Raw genomic sequence first — 14277 nt, forward strand, 5'->3', positions numbered from 1 at the left:
CCACCGGAACCAATGCATATCCGCCATTGCGCTCAAGCCCTCGGTGCTTGCTTCGCGGTGTTGCCCGCAGGCGAGAGGGCCAGGTTGTTGGCCGTCTCGATCTGCTCGGCGATCCATCCATCAATGGAGGACTTCAGCCACACCGTGCAGCGACGGCCCAGCGAGATGCTTCGCGGGAATGCGCCGGTAGCCATGCGCGCGTAGATCGCGCTCTTCTTCAGGCACACGCGGCGCTCGACCTCTTGAATCCTGAGAAAGCGGTCGCCAGGCGCAGCCTTGAGAGGGGTTGGAGTCTCCATACGGACGGTTTCGGAAGTGAACATGGGAAGAGGATCACCGACAAGAGGTGACATTGAGAAGGCCTGCGATGTCATCACCTGCTCCTCAGTCATGGCGGCGCGCACTGTCCAGCGCGTCACATTGGCGTTCGATCTGAGCATTGAGAAGCCCTAGCGAAACCGACATAAGCCGCCCAAGCGCGCCGCGGTGGCATGCATTGAAAAAGGGTGCCGGGCTCTCGTCGGAGCAAGCAGCTTCGCGCCGGTCTTCATCCCAGGAAAGCAGTTGGGCGAGCATGTGCGTGCCTTGCACCACGTCGCGCGCATCGTTCAAGAATTCGGCGAGCTTCCGCTGGGGAGGGCTCAGGCCTTCCCATCGAACCCATTCGAAGGGCTTGAATTGAGCGGTGGGGCGATAGCTCGCGAAAGAGCAGCCGGCGTCAACGCCAGCGTTAGAAGAATCGGCCATAGGCCTCCAAGGACTTCGGTTTACAAAAACCGCCGTCCCTGAGACCAATCAAAGGCGGCAGCTCGACGGGTTGGTCTACCGGGAAGTCCTTGCGGAAACCGGCCGGGCTTGCGCCCGCCCATCGAGCCGCCAAAAAAGGGGCACGAACGACAAAGCCGCAGACCAAGGCGGTAACTGCGGCTTTCGTCGCAGGACTTCTTCGGGAGACCAATCCCGACCTCGCTCATCACGAGGCGACATAACTCTAAACGTTCTCGGCCGCTTCCGTCAAGCCGCGTGTAGCTTCACCACGTTGGCGCCATGGCGCAATTCATCGAGGTAATCGGCCCACTTCTGCATCATCGAAAAACGTTCCACGCGAAACTCTGTGCGGTTGTAGGCGCGGCCGAGACTGTCTTTCACGGCGTGCGCGAGCTGCGCCTCTATGACGGACTCATCGACCCCGAGGCGCTCCGCAAGGATGGTGCGCGCGGTCGCGCGAAACCCGTGACCCGTCACCTCGTCTTTCCCGAAGCCCATAGCGCGCAGCGCCGCATTGATTGCGGCATCGCTCATCGGCCGCTCGTGACTGCGCTCGCCCGTGAACACGTAGGCACTGCGTCCGGTCAGCGGATGCAGATCGCGTAGCGCCTCGACGGCCTGCGTCGACAACGGCACTAGGTGCGGCGCGCCGTGCAACTTCCCAACCTTCTTCCGCTTCATGCGTGCGGCGGGCACGGTCCACAACGCCCCATCGAGGTCGATTTCTTCCCATCGCGCATGGCGCAACTCGCCCGGCCGCAGCAAAACCATCGGAGCAAGCTTCAAAGCCGTGCGCACAACATGCGTGCCCTTGTAGCCATCGCACGCGCGCAGCAATTCGCCGAGGCGCTTGGGGTCAGTGATCGCGGGAAAGTGCTGCACGAGCGGCTTACGTAAAGCGTCCTTGAGATCGCGCGCCGGGTTGCTTGTCGCGCGCCCCGTGGCAACCGCATAGCGGAACACTTGGCCGCAATTCTCAAGCGCACGATGCGCCGTCTCGACAACACCGCGCCCTTCGATGCGACGCAACACCGTAAGCAGCTCGGGCGGGTCGATTTGCGCAATGGGTCGGGCACCGATGTACGGGAACACGTCGTTCTCAAGGCGGCCGATGATCTTGATGCCGTAGCTCTGCGCCCAATCACCCCGCCGCACGTCGTACCACTCCCGCGCAACGTGCTCAAAGCTATCAAGCAACGGGAGACCGGCCTCAGCACGAGCCGATGCTTCTCGAACCTGCGCATTGGCCGCTTTGACGGCCTTTCGCGCCTCGCTGGGGTCAACCCCTTGGGCCACCTTCTTTCGCGCATCCTCTGCCCGCTCTCGGGCCAAGCCGATGCCGACCGTTGGGTAGGTGCCCAGCGAAAGTGTTTTTCGCTTGCCTTGGATGCTGTAGTCGAAGCGCCACCCGTGCGCACCTCCCTTCACGAAGAGCAAGAGATAGAGGCCTTCGCCGTCCGAGATGCGCCGGCGTGGGTCGCCGGGCTTGATGGATCGAAGGGCGGTGTCGGAGCCGATGAGATTGCGTGGCATATTGGTTCGTCTAGGTGCAGTAACTATGGCAGTAACTCAAGGTCGCACCCGAACAAAAAATCAGCATTTATGCGGCTCTCGGCGCATCTTTCGATGCAGTGAAGAGCCACCAACACTGCCGAAGCGGTTCTCCGCCAAAGCCAAAAGCCCTAAGTAGATCAACTACTTAGGGCTTTTTTTCGCCTGGCCGACAGACGACTGCGCGGCGCCCGCTACTCGTTGATCTCCGGCTCCACCAGCCTCGCGAGATTCCGCAGCGACTCCTGCCAGCCGAGATAGCAGGCTTCCACCGGAATCACCTCGGGCAGCCCCTCCTGGACGATGCTCAGTTCCGTGCCGACCGACACCTGCTTCAGCGTGACCGTCACCTGGATCTTCCCCGGCAGGTTCGGATCGTCGAAAACGTCGGTGTAGCGCAGCCGTTCGTTCGGCACGAGTTCCAGGTATTCGCCGCCGAACGAATGGCTCTTGCCCGTGGTGAAGTTCGTGAACGACATCTTGTACTTGCCGCCCACCTTGGCCTCCATCTCGTGGACCTTGCCCGTAAAGCCATTGGGCGGCAGCCACCGCGCCTTGGCGTCTGCGTCGAGAAACGCCCGGTAGACCTTTTCGGGTTTTGCGGCAAGGACGCGATGCAATCTGACTGTGTTCGTGCTCATGGTTCTTCCTTTCGAAACCATGAGCCTACGGACATCCAAGGTGCATCACAAGGACCGAGAAACCGTAGATCCTGCCAATCAATCGCCCTGGACGGGCGATGCTTCCTTCTACGCGGTTTCCAACCGCTCTGCCACTTCGTGCTTGCCCAGCTCTCTGACTGCAGCGAGCTTCTCGAGCTGCGCCGCACGGGGCCGGGCCTTCCCCTGCTCCCAGTGATAGATCGTCTGGCCCGACACGCCCACGAGCTTTCCGTAGGACGCCGCGGAGAGATCGAGCTTGCTGCGGTGCGCAGCCAGCCGGGTCGCGCTGAATCGCCGCTTCGGTCCCGCCTCGTTCGCGTCGCCGGAATCATCGGCCGGTGCGCGGCGCGAAGAGCCCTTGGCGGCACGCCGCAGCTCTTTTTCCAATGCACTCACCTGCCGGCGCAATGCAGCAATCGAGGCACGATGGTTGGCGGAGGCCTTCTTGAGGATGTCGATCTCCGCGCGCACTTCTTTCCTGGCAACGCGTGAAATTTCGGCTTTGAGGATGGATGCAATGTTTGGCATGCCCACATTGTGACCAAATCGTAAACGGCCTCGCCGCCGAAGTTCAACGAATTGCGGATGGACGTGCGCACGGTCTCGATCGGAATCTGCCGCGCCCATGCCGACTCTTCCGACAGGAAGCGATGGATGAGCGGCACGTCCAGGTCCTCGATCGCGGTGGAGATTCGAAGTTGATGGTCCATGTCCGCGCGCATAAGCAAAGCCCTTTCATCCGCGAAGTGCAGGCACATGCCCGGCCCGCACGCCTCGCCGATAATCCGCGCCAATGCCCACGCCTTTCCACGCCGCACCGAACAGGCACGCAGCCCACGCGGTCTTGCGGCGTCCGGGCGTGCCGCTGATTCGCTGGGCATTGCTGTGGTTCGCGCTCTCGCTCGGCGCGGCCATCGCCTCGCCGATGGTGCATCCGGTGTCGATGGAACTGGTCTGCTCGGCCAGCGGTTCGGTCAAGGCCATCGTGCACACCGACGACGGCGCGCACGAGCTGGGCACCGGTCACCTCGACTGCCCGCTGTGCGTGCTCGGCGGCGCACCGCCCGCAGCACCCGGCGTCTCGCTGCCAGCCGTCGTGCCCGCGGTCCACGCGGCCGCGGTGGTCGCGCACACGCACATCGCCACCATCACCGCAGCGCCGCCGCCGGCACGCGGGCCGCCCGCTCTCTGCTGATTCGCTTCCGGTTCCTGCGCATGTGAGATGCCGCCTCGATGGTGGTTGCCGCACATCGCGCGTTCCCGCCATTCATGCGCTCGCGTTCGCGCGACCGCCAGAAAGAGCTTTCATGCACACGACACGACCTCGACAACTTTCACGCCGCCATCTGCTCATTGCCGGCGGCGGCCTCGCCGCGCTGTCCCTCGCCGCTTGCGACAAGGTACTGCCCGTGAGCTTCAACGGCATCGACATCACCGGCGCCAACTACGCGCAGGACTTCCGCCTGACCGACCCCGACGGCCGCGAGCGCACCGTGGCCGACTTCAAGGGCAAGGCCGTGATGCTGTTCTTCGGCTTCACGCAATGCCCCGACGTCTGCCCCACCGCGCTGCTGCGCGCCGCCGAGATCCGCCACATGCTCGGCGCCGACGGCGAGCGCCTGCAGGTGATCTTCGTCACCGTCGATCCGGAGCGCGACACGCCCGTCGTGCTCAAGGCCTATACCAACGCTTTCGATCCGAGCTTCATCGGCCTCTACGGCGACCTGCAGAGAACCAGCGAGACGGCGAAGGCCTTCAAGGCCTACTACAAGAAAGTGCCCACCGGTTCCTCGTACACGATGGACCATTCGGCCTTCAGCTACGTGTACGACCCGCAAGGACAAATCCGGCTGGTGCTGCGCCACGAACAAGGCGCGCCGGAATGCGCCGAAGACCTGCGCAAGATTCTCAAGACGACCGCCTGAACTTCAGTTCAACCCGATCCATTCACATCCAAGGAGATTTCTCTCATGACGAACATGACCCCCATCGCCCGCATCCTCGCCCTCTCCGCTGCTTCGTTCCTCGTGGCCACCGCGCACGCGCAAGTCACGGTCAAGGAAGCATGGGTCCGCGCGACCGTGCCGCAGCAGCAGGCCACCGGCGCGTTCATGCAGCTCAGCGCCGCAAAGGACACGAAGCTCATCTCGGCCAGTTCGCCCGTGACGCCGGTCGTCGAGGTGCACGAAATGGCGATGCAGGACGGCGTGATGCGCATGCGCCAGGTGCCCTCGGTCGTGCTGCCCGCGGGCAAGACCGTGGAGCTCAAGCCCGGTGGCTATCACGTGATGCTGCTCGACCTCAAGCAGCAGGTGAAGGAAGGCGACACGGTGCCGCTCACGCTGGTGTTCGAAGGCCAGGACGGCAAGCGCGAAACGCTGGAGGTGAAGGCGCCGGTACGCGCGCTCAACAGCGCGGCCAAGCCTGCAGCCGCGCATGGCGAGCACAAGCACTGAGCGACGTTGCAAGAGATGAATCGCCGGTCGTCACGCACGAACGGCCGGCGATGTTACCCAAGACCGCCGCGCATCGCACAAGAAATCTGCTGAGGATTTCCCCCTATGCCGAGCCTGAACCCACCGGTTTGCGTAGCCCGCATTCCCCGTCGGCCGACGGGCTGCTCATTCAACAGGCAACGTGGTGGGAAGGCCCGCCAATGCTCGCTTTGAAGGGTGCCCTCCTCCGGCAACCCACAGAGTTGTCCACAGAAAAAACGAACAAGTCATCAAACTGACTTCGCCGCGACATATCCCTTGAACATTTCCCGCAGCTTGGTTTTCAGCAGCTTGCCGGTGGCTGTATGCGGCAGGCTGTCGACGAAGGCCACGTCGTCCGGCAGCCACCATTTCGCCACGCGCGTCGAAAGAAAAGTGAGCAGTTCCTCGCCGGTCACCTCCGCGCCCGCGCGCTTCACCACGATGAGCAGCGGCCGCTCCTGCCACTTCGGATGCGCGATGCCGATCACCGCAGCCTCGGCCACGGCCGGGTGCGCACTCGCTGCGTTCTCCAGGTCGATGGACGAGATCCACTCGCCGCCCGACTTGATGACGTCCTTCGCGCGGTCGACCAACTGCACATAGCCGTCCTCGTCGATGTTGGCGACGTCACCCGTCGGAAAAAATCCTTCGGCGTCGAGCACCGATCCGCCCTCGCCCTTGAAGTAGCCGCTCGCGATCCACGGCCCGCGCACATGCAGATGGCCGAAGGCCTTGCCGTCGTGCGGCAGGCGCTGGCCGTCTTCGCCGACGATCTTGATCTCCACGCCCCACACGCCGCGGCCCTGCTTCATCTTCACCGTCGTCTGCTCCTCCTTCGATAGCGCGCGGTGCTTGGGCAAGAGGTTGCCGATCACGCCGATGGGGCTGGTCTCGGTCATGCCCCAGCCCTGCACGAAATCGGCGCCGAAATCGCGCTCGAAGCGTTCGATCATGGCGCGCGGCGTGGCCGCACCGCCCACGCCGATGCGCTTGAGGCCAATGGCGTGCGTGTCGATCTCGGGGTGCGCGTCGAAGTACTGGAACAGCATGAGCCAGATGGTCGGCACGGCCTGCGAGAAGCCAACCTTCTCGTCGCGCATCAGCTCGTACAGGCTCTGCGGGTCCATGTGCGGACCAGGCATCACCAGCTTCATACCGGTCATCGCGGCCGCATACGGCATGCCCCATGCATTGGCGTGGAACATCGGCACCGCAAGCAGGAGCGTCATCTGCGAGTTGACGCCGAAGGTGTCGGGTGCGCACTCCATCAGCGAATGCAGCACAGTGGAGCGGTGCGAATACAAGACGCCCTTGGGATTGCCCGTGGTGCCCGAGGTGTAGCAGAGCGACGACGCGGTGCGCTCGTCGAACTCGGGCCAGGTGTAGTGCGCGCTCTGCGCGCCGACGAGTTCGTCGTAGCACAGCAGGCTGGGCACATCGATGGCGGGCATGTGCGCGCGGTCGGTCATCGCGATGAAGGCGCGCACGGTCTTCAGCTTCGGCGCGAGCTGCTCGACCAGCGGCGCGAAGCTGGTGTCGAAGAACAGCACCTTGTCTTCCGCGTGATTGACGATGTAGTCGATCTGCTCAGGAAAAAGCCGCGGGTTCACCGTGTGCAGCACCGCGCCCGAGCCCGAGACGCCGTAGTACAGGGCGAGGTGGCGGTACGTGTTCCATGCGAGCGTGCCCACGCGGTCGCCGGGCTCGATGCCCAGCACCTTCATCGCGTTGGCCACCTGCTTCGAGCGGCGCTGCACCTCGCCATAGTTGGTGCGATGGACCGGCCCTTCCACCGTGCGCCCCACGACCTCGGCATGCGGGTGGAAGGTGGCCGCATGGTCGATCAGCGAAGAGATCAACAGCGGGCGGTCTTGCATCAATCCGAACATGTTCTTGTCTCCTGTGCGCCGACGGGAATCTCATGCAGCGGCCGGCTGCATCGTAGGCAGCAGCCTCTGCACGCCACATCGTCGGAACGGACGATTGAGCACCCCGGGGTTGTCCCGAGTACGCCGCCCCGGAGATTTCGAAACACGAAAGCGCGTCTTCGCACCGATGGCGGCGTTGCAAATCCTCGCGATACCTACGGGTATCGCTGCGGTTTGCGCCTTGCCCTCGACGCGAATCCATCGCTTTCGTCATGTTTCGAAATCTCCGGGGCGACGTACTAGCATCGGCCTCGTTCAAGATGAATGCATCCCCGCCCTCTTCCCGAATGAACGAAAGTGAAAGCCAAAGCATGAACGTGTACGAAGCCGTTGCGAGCCGTCGATCGGTGCGCGAATTTCAGGGCCGGCCCGTGGCGCCCGACGTCATTCGCCGCGTGCTGCAGGAAGCCTTGCGCGCACCATCGGGCGGCAACCTGCAGCCGTGGCACCTGCATGTGGTGGGCGGCGAACGGCTCGACGAACTCAAGTCGATCATGCGCACCCGCGTGCAGGAGGCGCCGACCGGCGAAGGAACCGAATACGACATCTACCCGCGCGAACTCGTCGCGCCGTATCGCGACCGCCGCTTCGCGGTCGGCGAGGCGATGTATGCGCGCCTGGGCATTCCGCGCGAGGACAAGGCCGCGCGGCGCGAATGGTTTGCGCGCAACTACCAGTTTTTCGGCGCACCGCTCGCGCTGTTCTGCACGGTCGACCGCCGCATGGGCCCGCCGCAGTGGTCCGACCTCGGGATGATGTTGCAGAACGTCATGCTGCTGCTGCGCGCCGAAGGGCTCGACAGCTGTCCGCAGGAATGCTGGGCGATGTACCCGCAGACCATCGGCAAGTTCATCGCGCTGCCGCCCGAGCGCATGCTGTTCACCGGCATGGCCATCGGGTACGCGGACCGGAGCAAGCCGCTCGATGCGCTGGTGACGGAGCGCGCGCCGCTTGCCGAAGTGGCCGAATTCATCGGCATCTGATCGACGGGACATCGGCAGAGGGAACGAATCCTGCTTGGCCGAAGGAAACCTCGGAACTCCCTTTCATGCTCATCGCCCAGATCTCCGATCCGCACGTCCAACCCGCCGGCCAGCTGTACCAGGGCGTGGTCGATTCGAACCGGATGTTCGAAGAGGCCATCGCGCACCTGCACGCGCTCGACCAGCGGCCCGACCTGGTGCTATTGACCGGCGACCTCGTCGATGAAGGCCGCTCCGAGGAATACGCGGAAGCTCGCCGCTTGCTGGCAAGGCTCTCGATTCCTTACCTCGTCATCCCCGGCAACCACGACCATCGCGAGAACTTCCGCACCGCCTTCGCGGACCACGCCTACTTGCCCGCGACGGGCGCATTGCACTACCGCATCGACACGCACCCGGTGCGCATCGTCGCGCTCGACTCCTGCATTCCCGGTCTCCATCACGGGCACGTCGATGCCGAGGGCCTCGCATGGCTGCAGCGCACGCTCGAAGCCGACCGCGAGAAGCCCACGCTGCTGATGCTGCATCACCCGCCGTTCACCAGCGGCATTCCGTACATGGACAGCTATCGGTACATCGACACGGCGCCGCTCGAGGCCATCGTGCGGAGCGTCGGCAACATCGAGCTCGTGCTCTGCGGCCACGTGCATCGCACGATGCTCAGGCGCTGGCGCGGGCACCGTCGTCTGTTCGTGCCCGAGCAGCACGACCGAGATCGCACTGCAGCTTGCGCCCGATGCGGCGCCCGCGTCGTACCTGGGGCGGCCGGGTTGCATGCTGCATCTGTGGGACGAGGCAGAGGGCATGGTGAGCCATGTGAGCCACATCGGAAAGATGGACGGGCCGTATCCGTTTGCGTGACACTGCCACTCGCGATTTCACCCGCACACGCATACACGCACGCCATGCCCCACGAACGAACACTTCTCTACGCAGGACGCGAGTTCGAGGTGGAGCACGTTCGCTCCCACGCGCATGGCAGCCATGAATGGAGCGCGCCGTACGTCATGGCGTCGCAGCGCATCGTCTTTCCGATCAGCCGCGCGATGCTGGACCTGCGCTTCGGCAACGACACCTGGTTGGTCGACGGGCTGACCGCCGTCAGCTTCGGCGATGCGGCGATCTACCAACTGCGGCCGGGTGTGCGGGCCACGCGGCGCAGCGTGGTCGTCAGCGGACATCAACGGGTCTCCGGGGATTCGGAGCCGGCTGTCTGCTTTCTCTCGCCGAAGTCGCTCTACCGCGTTCATGCCGCGCAGCAGCAGCTTCGATCGGGCAACGACGATGCGGCCGGCATCGCCTCGCTGGTCGGCGAGCTGCGTTCCGCGCGCAGGCTGATACCGCTGACCGAGCCCGTCGCCAACGCCCGGCGACTGCTCGCGGAAACCGCCGACCGGCACGCAGGCCCGTCGCTGCACGAAGTCGCCGATGCAGTCTCGCGCTCTCCCTTCCATATGGCGCGCAGCTTCAGGAAGCAGACTGGCCTCAGCCTGCACCAGTACCGCCAGCATCTGCGCCTGGTCGCGGCGATGGAACGCCTCGTCGATGGCGACCGCGACCTCGCCGGCATCGCGCACGATCTCAACTACTGCAGCCAGAGCCACCTCGGCGCGGTGTTCAAACAGGAGGTCGGCGTCACGCTGGGCGAAGCCCGCCGCATGCTCGGCAAGGGCGCACGAATCTGATAGCTTTCGCGCCGGGCCGTCGCCAGACTCGCCCGATGGATCGCAACCTTCCCATCGGCTTCTTTGCCGCACTGGCCGCGGCGCTCGTCGGCAGCACCTGGCAACTCATCTCGCGCCACGGCGTCACGACCACGCTCGGCCCGCTGGACATCGCGCTGCTGCGCTACGGCATTCCGGCATTGCTGCTGTGTCCCTTCCTGTTCGGCAAGGGGCGAGGCTCGCCCAAGGCGCCACGCATCGCCCTCGTGCTGCTGGTCCTCGGTGGCGGCCTGCCCTTCGGGTTGCTGGTGCTCGCCGGTGCGCAGTGGGCGCCGGCCAGCCACATGGGCGTTTTCCTGGCGGGCAGCCTGCCGCTCTTCACGGCCATCGGGGCGCGCATCCACAAGGGAGAAAAGGTGCAAGGCGTTCGATTGATCGGTCTCTGCTGCATCGCCCTCGGCATGGCGCTCTTCGCGGTGGGCAGCTTCCGGCCGGGCTCGCTGAGCTGGCAAGGCGATCTGCTCTTTCTCGCGGCGGCGATGCTCTGGGCCGTCTACTCGCTCGCGTTCGGGCACTGCGGCCTGACACCGTGGCAAGGTGCGGCCTTCGTCAATGGGTGGTCGACGCTGTTGCTGCTGCCGCTGTTGTGGTTCACAGGCATGCCGCGGCTGCTCGGCGCGCCTTGGCCGGATGTCGCGCTGCAGGCCGTGGGGCAAGGCATGGTCGCCGGCACGCTCGGCTTGGTCATTTACGCGGTGGCCATCTCGCACCTCGGCGCGGCACGCGCCTCGCTGTCGGCGGCGGCCGTGCCGGTGCTGACGACGCTCTGCGCGGCTTTCTTCATGGGCGAGCCCATCACGGCGGCGGTGGTGCTGGCGTTGGCGCTGGTGGTGCCGGGGATCGTGCTTGCGAGTGGGGCCCGCATCAGGTAGAGGCGACCGATCCGCCCGGGAGCGAGGCACGACCCTGCGGCAGAATCCCGCCCACCACCGCGCCTCCGCAGCGGACCACCAGCACTCAGGGCATCGCACCATGGGCTTCAGCATCTACTACACCGCCAAGCGGGACACACCGCTGACCCCCAGCGAAACGCAGCGCATCGATTCGATCGTGCAGGCATTCGAGGTCACCGCCGAGATCGAGCGCTACGCCCACACGGGCAAGGGCCTCAACTGGGAAAGCTTCACCCTCTACGAAACCTCCCGGCCCAAGGGCGAAGAGGTGTTCTCGGGCGCAACCGCGCTCCCCGACAACAAGCCCTTCGCCATGCACAAGGGCGCGCGCCACTGGGTCGATTGCCTCAACCGCATTCGCCGCGAAGTGCTCGCCGATGCCAGGTGGAGCGTGCAGATCGAAGACGACGCGCTGCGCTGGGACGACAAGCACGGCTGGCACGACGAGGCATCGGATGGGCTCGCATCGCTGTGGATCGGCTGTTTGCTGAGTTCCCCGTTCCGGCTGTTTTCCCGAGGGGCGTGAGCCCATGAACAACGCCGCCGACTTCCATACACAAGAAGACGACGTGTTCGGCCGCATCGCCGGACGCTACGACCTGCTGTCGGACCTCTTCAGCTTCGGCATTCACCGGCTGTGGAAGCGGCGAGTGGCAGCGCTCATCACGCAAGAGCCATGGACCGATCTTCTCGATGTCGCAGCAGGGACGGGCGACGTCGTGCTGAAGGTGGCGCAGCACAAGGGCTTGCAGCCGGGCCAGAAGATTCTCGCCACCGACATCAGCCCGCAGATGCTCGCGATTGCGCGCCGGCGCGCCGCCCAACTGAAGGTGCCGGTCGAGTTCCGCGTGCTCGATGCGCATGCGATGCCGGACGTCGCGGACAACAGCGTCGATCTCTATTCCATCTCACTGGGTCTCAAGATCTGCGAGCGCAAGCTGGCACTGCGCGAAGCGCTTCGAGTGCTCAAGCCGGGCGGTCGCTTCATCGCGCTGGAAGCGTCGAACATTTCGGTGCGCTGGCTTCACCGCGCCTACCTCGGCTACATGGCCGTGTGCATGCCCGTCATCGGATGGGCTGCGACCGGCGGCGACGCTTCGGCCTACCGCTACCTGCTCAAGGGCATCCAGGACTTTCCCACGGCCGAAGGGCTCGCCGCCGAACTCCGGGAGATGGGATTCGCAGACGTCTCGTTCGAGCGGCTGTCGCTCGGCATCGTCGCGATCCATATCGCGCGCAAGCCCCTAGTGCCGCGCGCCTGACTGCTACCTTCAGTATCGCCAAACGATACTTTTTGCCTTTGCCCATTGGCGGGCCGGGCCACGCCGTTACAGTCGCCGCGCCCGATTTTTCCGTCTGGAGTCACTTGGGCCCCACCCGCCCCCGATCCTGCGCCGCCCCTCGGCGCTTCGGGCGAACGCGAACGCAGACACCTGAAGCTCCCCCATGTCGCTGGTCAAGAAAGCAATCGAAGAACACAAGGCCGCGATCGCCGCGCGTGCCGCCAGCAAGGCGGCCGCCGCCATCAACACGCAGGTCGCGCGCGAAGCCTTTCTCTCGGAGTTCAAGACGCGGGTCGAAGCGGGCGTGAGGCCGCTGCTCGACGCCTTCGCCTCCGACCTCGTCGCCTCGCGGCACGATGCGATAGTCGACGACGACCTCGCCAATCCCTACAAGCCCTACATCTCCGTGCGCTTCTCGCCAGTCGCCGGTGTGAGGCTTGAAGACCTGGCTTCGCGGGAGTCGGTCTTCACGCTGCGTGCCTTCGCGGCGACGCGGCAGGTGCACCACGTGTCGTCCTATGACCAGCGCTCGGGCGAGCATGGCGTCACGCACGAGGCGCTGGGCATCGAGTCGGTGAATCCGTCGCGCGTGGAGCGTGGTTTCGAGGAGTGCCTGCGGGCCGCGCTGAAGGCCTGGCAGGCCTGATACCGGGTCGCGTTCGAAAGAGTAGAGATCCGTTCACGCTGAGCTTGTCGAAGCGCCGCGCGAGGCTTCGACGAGCTCAGCCCGAACGGTTTTGGCAAGATCGAACGCGATTCCGTATGCGTTCTCGCGCGGGCCGCCGACCGTCCTCGCTCAGAGCCGCTCGATGATCGTCACGTTCGCCATGCCGCCGCCTTCGCACATCGTCTGCAGCCCATAGCGCTTGCCGCGCTGCGCGAGCGCCTGAACCAGCGTGGTCATCAGCTTGGTGCCCGAGGCGCCCAGCGGATGGCCCAGCGCGATCGCGCCGCCATTCACGTTCAGGCGTTCCGGGTCGGCACCCAATGCCTGCAGCCATGCCAGCGGCACCGGTGCGAAGGCTTCGTTGACCTCGTACAGATCGATGTCCTCGATCTTCATGCCGGCCTTCTTCAAGGCGCGCTGCGTCGCGGGCAGCGGGGCCTCCAGCATGATCACCGGGTCGTGTCCCATCACGCTCATGTGGTGGATGCGCGCGAGCGGCTTCACGCCCAGCGCCTTGAGCCCGCGCTCATTCACCACCATCACGCCGCTCGCGCCGTCGCAGATCTGGCTCGCGGTGGCCGCGGTGCAGCGTCCGCCTTCGGCGATGAGCTTCACGCCGGCGATGCTCTCCAGCGTGGCGTCGTAGCGGATGCCTTCGTCGGTGGTGTGCATGTCGCCCGGCTCGGTGCCGTCGTTCAGGCGCGCGGCCACGGGCACGATCTCGGCGTCGAAGCGGCCCGCCTTCGTCGCGGCGATGGCGTTTCGGTGGCTGCGCAGCGCGTAGGCGTCGAGCTCGGATTTCTCGATGCCGTAGTTCTTCGCGATCATCTCGGCGCCGGTGAACTGGCTGAACTGGATGTCGGGGTAGCGCTTCTGCATCAGCGGGCTCACGTAGAAGCCCAGGCCGTTCTTCATCGGCAGGATGTTCGGCGTGCCCATCGGCACGCGCGTCATGCTCTCGACGCCGGCGGCGATCACGATGTCCATGCTGCCCGACATCACGGCCTGCGCCGCGAAGTGCAGCGCCTGCTGCGACGAGCCGCACTGCCGGTCGACCGAGGTGGCCGGCACCGACTCGGGCAGCCGCGAGGCCAGCACCGCGTTGCGCGCGATGTTCGAGGCCTGCTCGCCGACCTGGCCGACGCAGCCCATGATGACGTCTTCGACCTGCGCGGGGTCGACGTCGGTGCGCTCGACCAGCGCGTTGAGCACCTGCGCGGCGAGGTCGGCAGGGTGCCAGCCGGACAGGCGTCCGTTGCGGCGGCCGCCTGCGGTGCGGGCGGCGGCGACGATATAGGCTTCGGGCATTCGGGTCTCCAGTTGTTGGTTTGCGAAAGATTG

16 protein-coding genes are annotated in these 14277 nt (G+C 65.2%); 9 read left to right on the plus strand and 7 right to left on the minus strand.

Features of this window, described 5'->3' with window-relative positions:
• Positions 1-32: 32 nt before the first annotated feature.
• The 5 genes from QF040_RS20110 to QF040_RS20130 all read right to left on the minus strand — a co-directional run bounded on the left by QF040_RS20110 (position 33) and on the right by QF040_RS20130 (position 3509).
• A complete protein-coding gene (locus QF040_RS20110) occupies positions 33-440 on the minus strand; it encodes a helix-turn-helix transcriptional regulator (RefSeq protein ID WP_429612520.1) in 408 nt (135 codons plus the stop codon).
• Entirely contained in the window at positions 385-747 is a 363-nt protein-coding gene (locus tag QF040_RS20115) for a hypothetical protein (protein ID WP_429612521.1), read from the minus strand. Before QF040_RS20115 ends, QF040_RS20110 begins: the two co-directional genes overlap by 56 nt.
• Before the next feature lie 267 nt (positions 748-1014).
• Positions 1015-2301: a tyrosine-type recombinase/integrase gene (locus tag QF040_RS20120; protein ID WP_429612522.1), complete on the minus strand. Its 1287-nt coding sequence runs from the start codon at positions 2299-2301 to the stop codon at positions 1015-1017.
• A 212-nt stretch (positions 2302-2513) separates the two neighbouring features.
• Positions 2514-2960 (minus strand): SRPBCC family protein, encoded by a 447-nt coding sequence (locus QF040_RS20125; RefSeq protein ID WP_307601403.1) that lies wholly within the window; start codon positions 2958-2960, stop codon positions 2514-2516.
• Positions 2961-3068: 108 nt separating this feature from the next.
• Positions 3069-3509 carry a helix-turn-helix domain-containing protein gene (locus QF040_RS20130; protein ID WP_429614677.1) on the minus strand — a complete coding sequence of 147 codons (441 nt, stop codon included), beginning with the start codon at positions 3507-3509 and terminating at the stop codon, positions 3069-3071.
• Positions 3510-3774: 265 nt separating this feature from the next.
• Here QF040_RS20130 and QF040_RS20135 point away from each other — a divergent pair, with 265 nt between their 5' ends.
• The 3 genes from QF040_RS20135 to QF040_RS20145 all read left to right on the plus strand — a co-directional run bounded on the left by QF040_RS20135 (position 3775) and on the right by QF040_RS20145 (position 5437).
• Positions 3775-4176, plus strand: coding sequence for a DUF2946 family protein (locus tag QF040_RS20135; RefSeq protein ID WP_429612523.1), 402 nt, complete (start codon positions 3775-3777; stop codon positions 4174-4176).
• A 112-nt stretch (positions 4177-4288) separates the two neighbouring features.
• Entirely contained in the window at positions 4289-4906 is a 618-nt protein-coding gene (locus tag QF040_RS20140) for an SCO family protein (protein ID WP_429612524.1), read from the plus strand.
• A 45-nt stretch (positions 4907-4951) separates the two neighbouring features.
• Positions 4952-5437 (plus strand): copper chaperone PCu(A)C, encoded by a 486-nt coding sequence (locus QF040_RS20145; RefSeq protein WP_429612525.1) that lies wholly within the window; start codon positions 4952-4954, stop codon positions 5435-5437.
• A gap of 269 nt (positions 5438-5706) precedes the next feature.
• Here QF040_RS20145 and QF040_RS20150 read toward each other — a convergent pair whose 3' ends face one another.
• Complete coding sequence (locus QF040_RS20150) at positions 5707-7347, minus strand: 3-(methylthio)propionyl-CoA ligase (protein ID WP_429612526.1); 1641 nt, start codon at positions 7345-7347, stop codon at positions 5707-5709.
• A gap of 350 nt (positions 7348-7697) precedes the next feature.
• On the opposite strand from QF040_RS20150, the gene QF040_RS20155 reads away from it, so the two are divergent.
• From QF040_RS20155 to QF040_RS20180, 6 genes are all read left to right on the plus strand, one after another.
• Positions 7698-8369, plus strand: coding sequence for a nitroreductase (locus QF040_RS20155; RefSeq protein ID WP_429612527.1), 672 nt, complete (start codon positions 7698-7700; stop codon positions 8367-8369).
• A 65-nt stretch (positions 8370-8434) separates the two neighbouring features.
• Positions 8435-10054: a metallophosphoesterase gene (locus tag QF040_RS20160; protein WP_429612528.1), complete on the plus strand. Its 1620-nt coding sequence runs from the start codon at positions 8435-8437 to the stop codon at positions 10052-10054.
• A 35-nt stretch (positions 10055-10089) separates the two neighbouring features.
• Positions 10090-10965, plus strand: a complete 876-nt coding sequence (locus QF040_RS20165; RefSeq protein WP_429612529.1) for a DMT family transporter — start codon at positions 10090-10092, stop codon at positions 10963-10965.
• Between the two features lie 100 nt (positions 10966-11065).
• Positions 11066-11512, plus strand: coding sequence for a hypothetical protein (locus QF040_RS20170; protein ID WP_429612530.1), 447 nt, complete (start codon positions 11066-11068; stop codon positions 11510-11512).
• Between the two features lie 4 nt (positions 11513-11516).
• Complete coding sequence (locus tag QF040_RS20175; RefSeq protein WP_429612531.1) at positions 11517-12248, plus strand: ubiquinone/menaquinone biosynthesis methyltransferase; 732 nt, start codon at positions 11517-11519, stop codon at positions 12246-12248.
• Positions 12249-12432: 184 nt separating this feature from the next.
• Positions 12433-12915 carry a hypothetical protein gene (locus QF040_RS20180; RefSeq protein WP_429612532.1) on the plus strand — a complete coding sequence of 161 codons (483 nt, stop codon included), beginning with the start codon at positions 12433-12435 and terminating at the stop codon, positions 12913-12915.
• Positions 12916-13065: 150 nt separating this feature from the next.
• Here the strand turns inward: QF040_RS20180 and QF040_RS20185 are convergent, their stop codons facing one another.
• Positions 13066-14244 carry an acetyl-CoA C-acetyltransferase gene (locus QF040_RS20185; RefSeq protein WP_429612533.1) on the minus strand — a complete coding sequence of 393 codons (1179 nt, stop codon included), beginning with the start codon at positions 14242-14244 and terminating at the stop codon, positions 13066-13068.
• Positions 14245-14277: the final 33 nt, after the last annotated feature.

The sequence above is a fragment of the Variovorax sp. W2I14 genome (assembly GCF_050435205.1).
Lineage (GTDB): Bacteria > Pseudomonadota > Gammaproteobacteria > Burkholderiales > Burkholderiaceae_C > Variovorax > Variovorax paradoxus_C.

Bases quoted from the DNA above. Each gene is read 5' to 3' on its own strand.
- QF040_RS20115 (WP_429612521.1), bottom strand. From the start codon at position 747: ATGGCCGATTCTTCTAACGCTGGCGTTGACGCCGGCTGCTCTTTCGCG.
- QF040_RS20175 (WP_429612531.1), top strand. From the start codon at position 11,517: ATGAACAACGCCGCCGACTTCCATACACAAGAAGACGACGTGTTCGGC.
- QF040_RS20125 (WP_307601403.1), bottom strand. From the start codon at position 2,960: ATGAGCACGAACACAGTCAGATTGCATCGCGTCCTTGCCGCAAAACCC.
- QF040_RS20185 (WP_429612533.1), bottom strand. From the start codon at position 14,244: ATGCCCGAAGCCTATATCGTCGCCGCCGCCCGCACCGCAGGCGGCCGC.
- QF040_RS20135 (WP_429612523.1), top strand. From the start codon at position 3,775: ATGCCCACGCCTTTCCACGCCGCACCGAACAGGCACGCAGCCCACGCG.
- QF040_RS20165 (WP_429612529.1), top strand. From the start codon at position 10,090: ATGGATCGCAACCTTCCCATCGGCTTCTTTGCCGCACTGGCCGCGGCG.
- QF040_RS20140 (WP_429612524.1), top strand. From the start codon at position 4,289: ATGCACACGACACGACCTCGACAACTTTCACGCCGCCATCTGCTCATT.
- QF040_RS20145 (WP_429612525.1), top strand. From the start codon at position 4,952: ATGACGAACATGACCCCCATCGCCCGCATCCTCGCCCTCTCCGCTGCT.
- QF040_RS20180 (WP_429612532.1), top strand. From the start codon at position 12,433: ATGTCGCTGGTCAAGAAAGCAATCGAAGAACACAAGGCCGCGATCGCC.
- QF040_RS20110 (WP_429612520.1), bottom strand. From the start codon at position 440: ATGCTCAGATCGAACGCCAATGTGACGCGCTGGACAGTGCGCGCCGCC.
- QF040_RS20130 (WP_429614677.1), bottom strand. From the start codon at position 3,509: ATGCCAAACATTGCATCCATCCTCAAAGCCGAAATTTCACGCGTTGCC.
- QF040_RS20120 (WP_429612522.1), bottom strand. From the start codon at position 2,301: ATGCCACGCAATCTCATCGGCTCCGACACCGCCCTTCGATCCATCAAG.
- QF040_RS20170 (WP_429612530.1), top strand. From the start codon at position 11,066: ATGGGCTTCAGCATCTACTACACCGCCAAGCGGGACACACCGCTGACC.
- QF040_RS20150 (WP_429612526.1), bottom strand. From the start codon at position 7,347: ATGTTCGGATTGATGCAAGACCGCCCGCTGTTGATCTCTTCGCTGATC.
- QF040_RS20160 (WP_429612528.1), top strand. From the start codon at position 8,435: ATGCTCATCGCCCAGATCTCCGATCCGCACGTCCAACCCGCCGGCCAG.
- QF040_RS20155 (WP_429612527.1), top strand. From the start codon at position 7,698: ATGAACGTGTACGAAGCCGTTGCGAGCCGTCGATCGGTGCGCGAATTT.